Annotated in this window: 13 protein-coding genes; 7 read left to right on the top strand and 6 right to left on the bottom strand. The window is 70.9% G+C overall.

The genetic code is table 11. The annotated features are described in order from the left end of the window. Positions 1-13 precede the first annotated feature (13 nt). The gene (locus ACZ45Z_RS12335; protein ID WP_468360353.1) at positions 14-343 is read left to right on the top strand and encodes a hypothetical protein; all 330 of its coding nucleotides are present in this window, start codon (positions 14-16) and stop codon (positions 341-343) included. Between the two features lie 192 nt (positions 344-535). Here the strand turns inward: ACZ45Z_RS12335 and ACZ45Z_RS12330 are convergent, their stop codons facing one another. The 6 genes from ACZ45Z_RS12330 to ACZ45Z_RS12305 all read right to left on the bottom strand — a co-directional run bounded on the left by ACZ45Z_RS12330 (position 536) and on the right by ACZ45Z_RS12305 (position 6,210). Continuing rightward, positions 536-1,834 carry a glycosyltransferase gene (locus ACZ45Z_RS12330; RefSeq protein WP_468360350.1) on the bottom strand — a complete coding sequence of 433 codons (1,299 nt, stop codon included), beginning with the start codon at positions 1,832-1,834 and terminating at the stop codon, positions 536-538. Between the two features lie 103 nt (positions 1,835-1,937). Beyond that, complete coding sequence (locus ACZ45Z_RS12325; protein ID WP_468360347.1) at positions 1,938-2,723, bottom strand: MerR family transcriptional regulator; 786 nt, start codon at positions 2,721-2,723, stop codon at positions 1,938-1,940. 149 nt (positions 2,724-2,872) lie between these two features. Next, on the bottom strand, positions 2,873-3,268 hold the full coding sequence (locus ACZ45Z_RS12320; RefSeq protein ID WP_468360345.1) for a GntR family transcriptional regulator: 396 nt from the start codon (positions 3,266-3,268) through the stop codon (positions 2,873-2,875). 211 nt (positions 3,269-3,479) lie between these two features. After that, a complete protein-coding gene (locus ACZ45Z_RS12315) occupies positions 3,480-4,508 on the bottom strand; it encodes an ABC transporter permease (protein ID WP_468360342.1) in 1,029 nt (342 codons plus the stop codon). Between the two features lie 131 nt (positions 4,509-4,639). Further along, a complete protein-coding gene (locus ACZ45Z_RS12310; RefSeq protein ID WP_468360339.1) occupies positions 4,640-5,569 on the bottom strand; it encodes an ATP-binding cassette domain-containing protein in 930 nt (309 codons plus the stop codon). Between the two features lie 161 nt (positions 5,570-5,730). Then, a complete protein-coding gene (locus tag ACZ45Z_RS12305; protein WP_468360336.1) occupies positions 5,731-6,210 on the bottom strand; it encodes a GNAT family N-acetyltransferase in 480 nt (159 codons plus the stop codon). A gap of 494 nt (positions 6,211-6,704) precedes the next feature. Here ACZ45Z_RS12305 and ACZ45Z_RS12300 point away from each other — a divergent pair, with 494 nt between their 5' ends. The 6 genes from ACZ45Z_RS12300 to ACZ45Z_RS12275 all read left to right on the top strand — a co-directional run bounded on the left by ACZ45Z_RS12300 (position 6,705) and on the right by ACZ45Z_RS12275 (position 11,628). Further along, complete coding sequence (locus tag ACZ45Z_RS12300) at positions 6,705-7,508, top strand: exodeoxyribonuclease III (protein WP_468360333.1); 804 nt, start codon at positions 6,705-6,707, stop codon at positions 7,506-7,508. Positions 7,509-8,154: 646 nt separating this feature from the next. Next, the gene (locus ACZ45Z_RS12295; RefSeq protein ID WP_468360330.1) at positions 8,155-8,895 is read left to right on the top strand and encodes a helix-turn-helix domain-containing protein; all 741 of its coding nucleotides are present in this window, start codon (positions 8,155-8,157) and stop codon (positions 8,893-8,895) included. Positions 8,896-8,899: 4 nt separating this feature from the next. Beyond that, positions 8,900-9,370 carry an NUDIX domain-containing protein gene (locus ACZ45Z_RS12290; protein WP_468360327.1) on the top strand — a complete coding sequence of 157 codons (471 nt, stop codon included), beginning with the start codon at positions 8,900-8,902 and terminating at the stop codon, positions 9,368-9,370. A 253-nt stretch (positions 9,371-9,623) separates the two neighbouring features. Further along, on the top strand, positions 9,624-9,974 hold the full coding sequence (locus ACZ45Z_RS12285) for a hypothetical protein (RefSeq protein WP_468360325.1): 351 nt from the start codon (positions 9,624-9,626) through the stop codon (positions 9,972-9,974). A 210-nt stretch (positions 9,975-10,184) separates the two neighbouring features. Next, positions 10,185-10,700, top strand: coding sequence for a hypothetical protein (locus ACZ45Z_RS12280; protein ID WP_468360322.1), 516 nt, complete (start codon positions 10,185-10,187; stop codon positions 10,698-10,700). Next, entirely contained in the window at positions 10,663-11,628 is a 966-nt protein-coding gene (locus ACZ45Z_RS12275; protein WP_468360319.1) for a bifunctional lysylphosphatidylglycerol flippase/synthetase MprF, read from the top strand. The genes ACZ45Z_RS12280 and ACZ45Z_RS12275 overlap by 38 nt, the downstream gene beginning before the upstream one ends. The last annotated feature ends 20 nt before the right edge of the window (positions 11,629-11,648 follow it).

Genomic DNA, 11,648 nt, shown 5'->3' with positions numbered 1-11,648 from the left:
CCAGTTGGTCCCCATGATCGACCTGATAAGGATGAGGCTCGAACCTGTTCCAGGCGGGGCGCCGCCCAATCGGTGGGCGACGCCCCGTTGGCTTGACTCGGCCATTGAGACTCCGCCGACCGCGCGGAGATGCGCGGGCGATTGGGCCATCAGCGCCCCAACCGCCCACGTCTGCCCGCTACTTCCGGCGCAGAAGGACGCGAAGGACTTCAGTGATGTCCTTGCGGTTGCAGCGCAGGAGAGCCAGTGGCGGGGCGTCGCAGCCATGGCCGTGATCGCGGCGGTACTGCTGCCGGCGCTGACGGCCTTGGGCCTGCGTTTCTTCAAGCCGTCGGTCTGGTGAAACGGCAACGGCAGTATTCGTAGCAGCCGGGCACGCGATCCGCTTCACCTTTCCGGCCGCTCTCGCCTTGTGCGACCTCATACGCGAACGCAGCCACGCCGCCCCGCGCATCGGGGCTTTTTCGTATTCGCGTCGCCGGGTGTGCTGAAGGAGTGTCAGGTGGAGGAGAAGGCAGTCGGGGTGCTGGGGTGATCACGCGGTACGGGCCTTCGGGAGCGCCTCGGTCACCCTGGAGAGGCCGTCCTCGGTGGTGAGGTGGTGGGCGGCCCGGGTGGCGGATTCGCGGTAGGTGGGGTCGGTCGTGGCCTGGGTGAGGGCCGCGGCCAGGCGGGTGACGGCGTCCTCGTCGGGGAGCCGGCTGCCGGGTGCGCCGGTGAGGGTGGCCAGGGGGAGGGGCGCGGGGGCGGCGCCCAGGGAGGCCAGGCGGGCGGCCCAGAAGGGTTGGTCGGCGGTGACCGGTACGGCGACGGTGGGCACGCCGGCGCGCAGACCGGCGGCGGTGGTGCCCGCGCCGCAGTGGTGCACGACCGCGGACATCCGGGGGAAGAGGAGGGCGTGGGGGAGGTCGCCGACGGTGAGGATGTCGGGGGTCTCCGAGGCGGGGGCGGCGGACTCGGTGGTGAGGCCGGCCCAGCCGGACTGGAGGATGCCGCGGACCTTGGCGCGGCGCAGGGCGCGTACGGCGAGTGCGCCGAGCCGTTCGCCGTCGCCGGCCGCCATGCTGCCGAAGCCGATGAACACCGGAGGCGGGCCGGCGGCCAGGAACTCCTCCACGGCGGGCGGGAGTTGGGCGTCCGGGGCGTGCCATGGCCACCAGTTTCCGACGACGTCCAGGCCGGTACGCCAGTCCGCGGGGCGGGGTACCAGGACTTCGCTGAAGCCGTGCAGCACCGGCCAGTGGGCCGCTTCGGTGCGGCGGCGGACGGCCGCGGGGGTGGCGGGCGGCAGGTCGAGCCGGGTGCGCAGATCGCGGACGGCGTCCGCGTAGAGGCGGTCGACGACGCGGAGGGAGAGGCGGCCGGCGGCGCGGTTCGCCCAGCGGCCCAGGGAGCGGCCGCCGCTGACGACCGGGGCGAAGTCGCCCGTGGGGGCGTTCGGTTGGAGGGCCAGGCCGAGGGACGGGATGCCCTTCGCCTCGGCGAGGTGCCAGCCGAGCGGGGCGGTGGTGGAGGAGAGCAGGAGAAGGTCGGTGTCCTCGGCGACGGCCTCGGCGATGCCCCCGCCCAGTTCCCGGATGAAGGCGGCGGCCCTGCGCATCAGGTCCCGCTTGCCGGCGGTGGCCGGCGTACCGGCCCGCTCGCCGTCCGGGCGGGCCGCGCGCGGGTCGGCCGGCAGGCGGCGGAACTCCAGGCCGGCGGCCCGTACGAGCGGGGCGTAGGTGTCGTGGGTGGCGAGTGTGACGTGGTGGCCGGCTTCGCGGAGGCGGGCGCCGACGCCGGTGTAGGGGGCGACATCGCCGTACGATCCGGCGGCGGTGAGGAGGATGTTCATGGGGTGTCCGGGTGTCCTGAAGGGAGGAGGCCCGGCCCGGTTTTCGGGCTGGGCTTCGGCGGGGCTCGGGCGCGTGCGGGCGGGGCGGTCGCGGGGGCCGGGCTCAGGTGGGGCGCGGGGTGGCCTGGCGGACCGCGTTGGCGTGTACGGCCGTGCGGAGATACGCCGCGAGGCCGGGGCGCTGTTCGGTCGGCGGGACGATCAGGGCGAAGGCGCGGGGGTCGGCGGCGAAGTCGTCGGCGATGCGGCCGTGCATGTCGGTGGGGCACGGGGTGAACCAGCGGCTGACGTGCCGGCGGTGTTCCTCCGCGAGGTCCATCGCGCGCGTGCCGTCCGCCGGTTCCTCGGCATCGAAGGCGGCGGTGAGCCGTCCCCGCCATGCGGCGGCCTCGGCCATGATCCGCGTCCAGTCCTCCTTGGAGTGGGCGGCGGCCCGGGCCATGGAGTTCCGGTGGCCCTCGCTGTGCCGCCACTTCAGGTGGGCCTCGGTGGCGTAACTGAGGTCGAAGGTGACCTCGCCGAAGACCTCGAACCGTTCCTCGGGCGTCAGTTCCACACCGGTCTGCTGGACCTCGATGGCCTGTTCCGCGACCTCCACGAGCCGGCGCAGTTTGGCGATCTCCTCGTTGAGGAGGCGGTGCCGGGCGCGGAGTTGGTCCAGGGCGTTGGCCTGGGGGTCTTCCAGGATGGTGGCGATCTCGTCCAGGGGGAAACCGAGTTCCCGGTAGAAGAGGATCTGTTGCAGCCGGGCGAGGTCGGCGTCGCTGTAGAGGCGGTAGCCGGCGGGGGTGCGGTCGCTGGGGGAGAGCAGCCCGGCCTTGTCGTAGTGGTGCAGGGTGCGCACCGTGATTCCCGCGAAGCGGGAGACCTGTCCGACCGAGTAGCTCATCGCGGGGCCCTTCGTCCTGTCCGTCCGTCGTTCCGGCGTCGCCCAGGTTGCGGCCTGACGTGGGGTGAGGGTCAAGGGAGGGAGGGCAGGTGGAGCCCAGCGGACGAGCCGGCGGAGGATCCCGCCGTCCCGGTTCCCGAACGACCGCTTCAGTCCTGCGGATACCGGTCTTGCAGGACCGAGTTCAGCAGCGCCTGGACGTCCTCGCGGTCCAGGCCCTCGGTGCGGGCGCGGTCCATCCAGGAGCGCAGTTCCTCGCGCAGGAGGGCGTCCGCGGCGGACTTGGGGCGGGCGAGGGTGCGGCTGACGAAGGTGCCCAGACCTGGGCGGGGTTCGACCAGGCCCTCGCGTTCCAGCTCGCGGTACGCCTTGAGCGTCGTGTTCGGGTTCACCTTGGTCGTGGCGGCGACCTGCGCGGCCGTCGGCAGGCGGTCGCCCTCGACCAGGATGCCCAGCCGCAGGGCCTGCTGGACCTGTTGGACGATCTGGAGGTAGGTGGCGACGCCGCTGCGGCGGTCGATGCGGAACTCGATGGCGCTCACCACCTCTCTGTCTCTTCCGCCGGGGCGGCCGGCTCTTCCGCCGGGGCGGCTGTCTCTTCCGCCGGGGCGGAGGCGGCCGGCCGGTCCGACCGCTTGATGATCGGGCCGCCGGTGCGGGGTGTCAAAGCGCCGTCCGGGGTGGGGCGCGGGGCGCCGGACGGCCGCGCGGCCGGGTCGCCGCCGACCGCCCGCGGTCCGTCGTACGCGGGGCGGTTCAGAGCGGCCGCCTACGGGCCTGCCACACGACCAGCGTGAGGACGACGGCGGTCAGCGCCAGCAGGATGCCCGCGCCGAGCCACTGCATGCCGGCCATCTGGTCGTAGCCGAAGTACTGCGTCAGCCGGTTGACGATGCCCAGTTTGGCGCGGCAGGCGTCGGCGTCGGCGTTGACGCAGGTGCCGTAGCCGAAGAGCTTGCCGTCGGCGGTGGCCACCCAGTCGTCGATCCGTACGGCGCCGGGCGGGAGGTCGGGGCCGTCGCCGTTGTAGGGGTAGGTGACGCCGCGCAGCGAGCCGAGCTGGTCGCGTACCTTCTCGGCCCAGATCATGCTGGTCACCGCGGCGAAGACGGCGGTGGCGACCATCGCCGCGACCACCCGCTTGATCAGCATGCCGAGGGCGATGCCGCAGACGGTGAGGAAGAGGGTCTTGGCGACGAGGACCGGGCCGGTGGTGTCGAAGGGGCCGTCGTTCAGCCAGTCGCCGGAAAGGGCGAGCTCGTGGGCCGGCTCCCACAGCCAGTGGAAGGTGAGGGACAGCAGGGTCGTGCACAGCACCACGACGGCCAGCGGCAGGCCGAGGGTGACGGCGAGCCAGCGGCCGCGGCCCGTCGACTGCGTGGAGACGAGCTTGATGGTGCCCTGCTCCTGCTCGCTCGCGATCAGCGGGGCGCCGAGGAAGACGCCGAAGAGGGTGGGCAGGTACCCCAGGAACTGGACGTCGCCGCTGAACGTGGAGTTGAACCGGCTGTGGAACTCGGCGAGCAGGGTCTCGTCGTCCGGCGAGGAGCCCTTGGTGTGCAGGAAGTCCATCACCTGCATGCGCTGGTAGGCGTAGAGCGCGCAGGCGGCGACGGTGAACAGCAGGGCGAGGCGGAGGGCGCCGCGGTGCCGGCGCCAGACCAGCCAGGGCAGGCCGCGCAGCGGGCCGGGGCGCGGGCCGGGGTTCGTGGCGCGGTTCGTGGCGCCGTCCGTGGCGGGGCCCTTCGCCGGTGCGGTGCCGTCGGCCGGCGCGGCGCTCGTCATGCTCGTACCACCCATGCTGTCCGTACTGTGTGAGCTGCTGCTCGTGCTGCCCGTGGTGTTTGGGGTGCTCGTGGTGCTCGTGGTGTTTGGGGTGCTTGTGCCGTTCGGGCCGGGGTCCTCGCTCGCGCCGTTCACGCCGCGGCCTCCCCGGTTCCGTCGAGGCAGGCCTCGTCCGTGATCAGAGTGGGGGCCTCGGGCGAGCGCAGGTACGCGAGCAGGACCTCCTCCATGCTGGGCGAGAGGGCTTCCCAGCTATCGGGGAGCGGGCCGCCCGGCCGGATGAGGGCGGTGAACTGCCGCCCGGTGACGCGGGATTCGACCACGGTGTGCAGCCGGGCCAGTTCGGCGGGGACGCCGCCGTCGTCGGCCACGCCCGTCACCAGCCGGTGCGCGGGCACCAGGTCGTCGGTCCGGCCGGCCATCCGCAGTCGGCCCTCGGCCAGGACGATGAGGTAGTCGCACATGTCCTCCATCTCGGAGAGCATGTGGGACGACATCAGGACGGTCGTGCCGTGCTCGGCGGCCTCGGCCATCAGCAGTCCGGACAGCTCGTGCCGGGCCAGCGGGTCGAGGTCGGACAGCGGCTCGTCGAGCAGCAGCAGCTCGGGCCGCTTGCCGAAGGCGAGGGCGAAGGCGACGCGGGTGCGCTGGCCGCCGGAGAGGGTGCCGACGCGCGCGGTCAGCGGCACCTTGCCGGACCGCACGATCCGCTCGGCGAGCGCCTGGTCCCAGCGGGGGTTCAGCTCCCGGCCCAGGCGCAGGGTCTCGGCGACGGTGAACCGCGGGTAGAGGGGCTTGTCCTGGGCGAGGAAGGCGACGCGCTCCAGGACGGCGGGGTCCGAGACGGGGACGCCGAAGAGCTTCAGCGTCCCGGTCGTCGGCTGCACCAGCCGGGTCGCGGTGCCCAGGAGCGTGCTCTTGCCCGCGCCGTTGGGCCCGACGAGGGCGCAGACGTGGCCGGCGGGGAGGCGGAAGGAGCAGGCCCGCAGTGCCCAGCCGCGGCGGTACTTCTTCCCCAGGCCGTCGGCCTCGATCGCCCATGGGATCGGGTCGCTCACCATGAGTCCCCCCTTTAGCTAGTTGATTAGTGGAATGAGTATGGGGAGCGGTTCGGAGGGCTGTCAAACAGCAAGGGTGATCAGTCGTCCGACAAGGGTGATCGGTCGCCCGACAAAGATGATCAGTCGTCCTACAAGGGTGATCAGTCGTCCTGCAAGGGTGATCAGCCGTCGAGCAGCGACTTCGCCATGCAGCGGCTCTGCTCGTACGTCCGGTAGAGGCCGAACTTCTCGACCAGGCGATAGCCGCTCGACGCGTACAGCGCGAGGGCCTCCGGCTGCTCGGTGCCGGTCTCCAGCACCATGCGGGTGCGGCCGGCGGCCCGCGCGTCCGCTTCCAGGGCCGCCAGGATGCGGCGGGCCAGCCCCCGGCCGCGGGCCTCCGGCAGCACGAACATCCGCTTGATCTCGGCGTCGCCGACCGCGTACCCCTCCGCGGCGTCCTCCTGCCGCCGCCAGCCGCCGGTGGCCAGCGGGCGCTCGTCCTCGTAGGCCAGGAGGTAGATGCCGTGGGGCGGTATGAACATCCGCGGGTCCAGCGGGGTCATGTCGCCGTCGCCGTAGCGGCGGACGTACTCCTGCTGGACCAGTTCGGCGAGCTTGACCGCGTCGGGGTGGTCATAACGGACCGGGCGAATCTCCATTCGAGGAATCGTACGGGTGAGCGGGTGGGGCTTGCGAGAGTGCCGGCGGGCGGCTCGGTCGAGGCCCTAGCGCACGGGGTGGGGCGGTCTCGTGGGGCGCGGGGGTCTTGCCGGCGGCGGGGCCGCCGGCGCGGGTCTCCCGGTCGCCGGTCTGCCGGGGGACTCCTGGGTGAAGCGGGCCCGGTCGTCGAGGGACGGCTCGTAGCGCGCCCGGCCGCCGGTGCACGAGCACGTCCAGTGCCACTCCCTCGGGCTGCGGTAGGTCGCGGTGGTGTCCTTCCACATGAGCCGGCCGCAGCGCGGGTCCGGGCAGGTGGGTGGCAGGCGCATGGCGTCTCTCCTCGGGGGCGCGGGCGGGCGCGCTCACGGCGTCCGGCGTCCTCAGCGTCCAGCGCCCGCCCGCCGCCGGGGGTGCGGAGCGCGCCGCACTCACTCGAAGGGGTGGCGGGCGGACCGGCGGCGCGCGGGGCCGGCCGGGTCGGTATCGTGCCGGGATGCTCACCGTGACCTCTGTGAATGTGAATGGACTGCGTGCCGCGGCCAAGAAGGGCTTCGTGCCGTGGCTGGCGGGGACCGACGCCGATGTGGTGTGCCTTCAGGAGGTACGTGCCGAGACGGCGCAGTTGCCCGAGGAGGTGCGGGAGCCCGACGGGTGGCATGTGGTGCACGCGCCGGCCGCCGCCAAGGGGCGGGCCGGGGTGTCGCTCTACAGCCGGCGGGAGCCGGAGCGGGTGCGGGTGGGCTTCGGGTCGGCGGAGTTCGACGGGAGCGGGCGGTACGTCGAGGCGGACCTGCCCGGGGTGACCGTCGCCAGTCTCTACCTGCCGTCCGGCGAGGTGGGCACCGACCGGCAGACGGAGAAGGAACGCTTCATGGCCGACTTCCTGCCGTACCTCGTCGCGCTGCGGGAGCGGGCGGCGGCGGACGGCCGGGAGGTCGTGGTGTGCGGCGACTGGAACATCGCGCACCAGGAAGCGGACCTGAAGAACTGGAAGGCGAACCAGAAGAAGTCCGGCTTCCTGCCGGAGGAGCGGGCCTGGCTGAGCGAGGTGCTGCGCGAGGACCGGGGCGGCTACGTCGACGTGGTGCGCGGCCTGCACCCGGGCGTCGAGGGGCCGTACTCCTGGTGGTCCTACCGCGGCCGCGCCTTCGACAACGACGCCGGGTGGCGCATCGACTACCAGATCGCGACGCCCGGGCTGGCAACGAAGGCCGTCAAGGCGTACGTCGAACGGCCCGCCACCTATGCCGATCGATGGAGCGACCACGCGCCCGTGACGGCGGTATTCGACCTGTAAGCGACAGAAGAAAGCCCCGCCCGGCTGTCTTGCTCGCCGTCACTGATCCGGTCGGGGGACTTACCCGAGCGTCCGCCACAGGGATGACGGTCGTCGGGGGCTTCTACGCATGCTTCACGGCATCTGGCGGGACCGACCACTCAGTGCCGCCGCCTTCGGGCCACAAGAACGCCGTAGACCGCTCACGGCGCTCTCCGGGCGGGTCTGCCGGGTCCACGTAGTCCGGGATGACATCCCGCAGGATGCCGACTCGTCCGGCCGCGTCTTCCACACGCCTGCCAATATCAGCACGCGTGATCATCAGTGCCCCTCTGGATGACGCCGCAAGTACACGTTGCAGTCGGACACCGTGGTCATGTCGCCGCCCGCTCGCGCACGGTCGCGCACGGCGGCGAGTTCAGTGCAGCCGGCGCATCCCGCTACAGGCTTCGGTTCATCCCTCGGCAACACGAGGTGAACCGGTGTGCTCATGGTCGTCTTTGGGTCCGCCATCGCGCGCTCGCCCATCCTCTCCGCTGACACCGTGACTTCGTGATCGTCGCTGTGGTCACGGGGACGGGGGAACCTCGCACGTTCCCCATTTCGGGACGTCCTGCACCGGGTAGAACGTCCCTACCAGCGCCTGGATTTGGGGGAGACACTGACCATGCCGAACGAACGCCTGCGGGCCGTCATGGCGTCCGGAGGGTGGACGCACGCAGACCTTGCCGCCGCAACGGACGTTGATCCGAAGTCCGTTGAACGGTGGGTCAATCTCGGACGCACCCCACGACGGGCGACAGCACTGAAAGCCGCCGAAGCATTGGGGGAGGAGGTCCACGCATTGTGGCCAGCACTCCGGCAGGCGAGAGCCGCGAGGGCTGTCAGCCCGGAACTCGTCACGCTGTACGAGCAGCGGGCCGACCTTCCTGTGTCGGTCTTCGTTGAACTCCTCGCACAGGGGCGCCAGCGGATTGACGTGCTGGTGTACGCGGCTGTCTTCTTGCATGAGGCGTACCCCCGGCTCAACGACCTGTTGCGCGAGCGAGCCGCCGAAGGCGCCACGGTCCGGATCGCTCTGGGGGACGCAGACAGCCCCAACGTCCAGCAGCGAGGCCGCGAAGAGCGGTTCGGCCACGGTATCGAGTCACGTTGCCGCCTCGCGCTCCTGCACTACCGGCCGTTGATCGGCACGCCCGGCATCGAGCTGCGGACGCACGGCACGACGCTCTACAACAGCTTGTATCGCGCCGATGATCAGGTGTTGGTCAATGCTCACGTGTGGGGCGTCAACGCGTACGCGGCGCCCGTGTGGCACCTGCGACGCACCAGGGAAGGGGGCATGTTCGACACCTACGCGGAGAGCTTCCATGCGGTATGGGAGACAGCCCGACCAGTGGAAGGCTGAACGTATGGGACGGACCGAGTATTACGACGACCCCCACGCGCCGAAGCCCAACAGTTTGGTTGTGGCGGCCTCTGCCGTGGTCACTGACGACAAGGGCCGCATTCTGCTTCAGCGACGGCGAGACAACGATCTGTGGGCTCTGCCGGGTGGTGGCATGGACATGGAAGACTCACTGCCCGGTACGGCCGTGCGTGAGGTCAAGGAAGAGACCGGCCTCGACGTGGAGATCACTGGCCTTGTCGGTACGTACACCGACCCCCGACACGTCATCGCGTACAGCGACGGGGAGGTACGCCGACAGTTCAATGTGTGCTTCACGGCACGCGTGGTCGGTGGTGCATTGGCCATCTCGGACGAGAGCACGGAACTCCGCTTCGTGGGCCATGGAGAACTCGACTCGCTGCCCATGCACCACACACAGCGACTCCGGCTTGAGCACTTCCTAGAGCACCGGAAAACGCCGTACTTGGGGTAGAGAACAAGACGCTTCGGCAGTGGGGAGCTTGAGCCGGGGTCGCCGGCTGCGTGTCCGCTGAACGCCTCCGGGCGAAGGGCAGGGCTTCGGGCGAGCCGCACGGGAGCCGCTGGTGGAGAGCTGGTGGGGAACGGATTTCCCGCGGGTCCCGCACGGTGGGCGTAGGTGGCAGACGCCCACCGGAGGCCCTAGCGTGTATTGCCGTGTACATGACGCGGCTGTGGTCCGCCGCCATCCAGGGGGTCTTTTCTTCATGCGTTCGGCAACCGTACTTCTGCTGCTTGCCGCCCTGCTCGGGGGCGCACCGGCCACGGCCGCGTATGCGGCGCCGCCGAACGACTCGGTCCCGTACGTCGCGTACGGGCGGGGCGGGAGCGGCAGCCACGGTGCTCCCCTCGGCCGTCACAGCGATCTCGGCGGCGCCGGCGTCAGCACGGTGGAACTCGCCTACAAGAGCCGCAGAATAGGGACGGGCGGTCACTCCCACAGCCTGAAGGAGCCGTGGGAGGTGATCCTGGTCCTCGTCGTTTTCCTCGGCTTTTTCGGCTACGTGGGCTACCGCGGCGTCCAGAAGGTGCGAGGGCTCTTCCGGCGGAACGGCTGACGCCTGACGCCTGGCGCCCGGGGGCCCCGGGCGGTGGGCGGGCGCCGGCCGGATGGTCGGCCTTCGGAGTATCGGTGGCTTTCGGCACGCTGCTCGCGTCGTTCATATTTGCGCGAGGGGTGGGGCGGGCCCGCACGTAATACAGGGTGCAGGGTCGTCGCGGCGTGGGTGTGACGGGCTGCGGACCGCCGATGTGAACCGGGGGCGTTTGTGGATGCCAAGAATCTCTTCGAGACCAAGACCACATCTCTCTTACACCGACTGGAATGGCTCGCCGCGCTCGCCGTGGCGGTGACGGCCGCATTGCTGCATCTGTCCGAGATCCGGTGGTGGCTTTTCCTCGGGCTCTTTCTGATCATTGACGTGGTGGGTTACCTTCCCGGTGCCGTCGCTTATCGCAGAAGCCCGGACGGGCGTATCGGGCGGGGTTTCTACGTCGCCTACAACGCGATGCACAGCCTGTTCACCTGGGCCGTGTTCGCGGGGCTGTGGGCCTGGTGGGTGGGGCCGGAGTGGGCACTTCTGGCGCTGCCGATCCATTTGCTGGGCGACCGCGCCCTGTTCGGGAATTCACTGAAGCCGTTCGGGGTTCCTTTCGAGCCCGTGGCGCATCCCGCGTTCGACGCTTTCGAGCGGGCGTACGCGGCGGCGGACCGGCCGGCTCCTTCGCGTGACGAGGGGAGGCGGCATGCGGTCGGCGCTCGCGGCGATCTCGGCGCACGGTGACAATCCCAGCGCGTTCCTGGCACTCAACGGCGGCAACGAACACTTCCGCGACGAGCGGTTCGACGGCGTGTGCGCCTACCGCGCGGCCGGGCGGCACGTCCTCCAGTTCGGCGGGCCGTTCGCGGCGCCCGGACAGCGCGCGGAGCTGCTGGACGCCTTCGTCGCGCACACCGCGCCGCGCCGGGTGATCGCCGTCCAACTCCAGGAGGACGACGTCCGGTTGTACGCCGAGCGGGGCTTCACGGTCAACCAGCTCGGGGCGTCCTACGCCGTCGATCTGGAGCGCTTCACGCTGCGCGGCAAGCCGTTCGTCCGCCTCCGGAACAAGATCTCCCGGGCCCGTCGGGCCGGGGTGGAGGTCACCGAGCTCACGCCCGGGCAGCCTTGCGCCGACCTCGACCGGATCGACCGGGACTGGCTGCGCGGAAAAGGCCGCGGCGTGAAGGAACTGCAATTCCTGGTGGGCCAGCGCAAGGGCCCGCACAGTGCGCACCAGCGCATTTTCGTGGGTCGAATCGAAGGGCGCGCGGTCGGCTACATCAGCTATTCACCGGCGTACGGGAGCCGGCCCGGCTGGTTGCACGATCTCAGCCGCCGCGACGCCGAAGCGCCGCCCGGAACGATGGAGGCGCTCAACGCCACCGCGATCGAGCGGATGACCGCCGAGGGAAGCAACTGGCTGCACTTCGGATTCACTCCCTTCGTCGGTCTCGACCCGGCCTGGGAAATGCCCGGCGCCAGTAAGTTCTTCGCCCGGTGCGTACGGCTGCTCGCCGAGCACGGTGAGCGGATCTACCCGGCCGCCGCGCAGCTCGACTACAAGGAGAAGTGGGCGCCGCACGTCACGCTTCCCGAATACATCGCCTTTCACGGCGGATTGCGCCCCGGCGCCCTGTGGCGACTGGTCCGGGAGACCAACGCGCTGTAATTCCTTCCCGCTCACGCGCG

The sequence above is a fragment of the Streptomyces sp. NPDC031210 genome, assembly GCF_055570395.1.
Note: the sequence above shows the minus strand (reverse complement) of the source record. Positions and strands in the feature narration are given on the sequence as shown.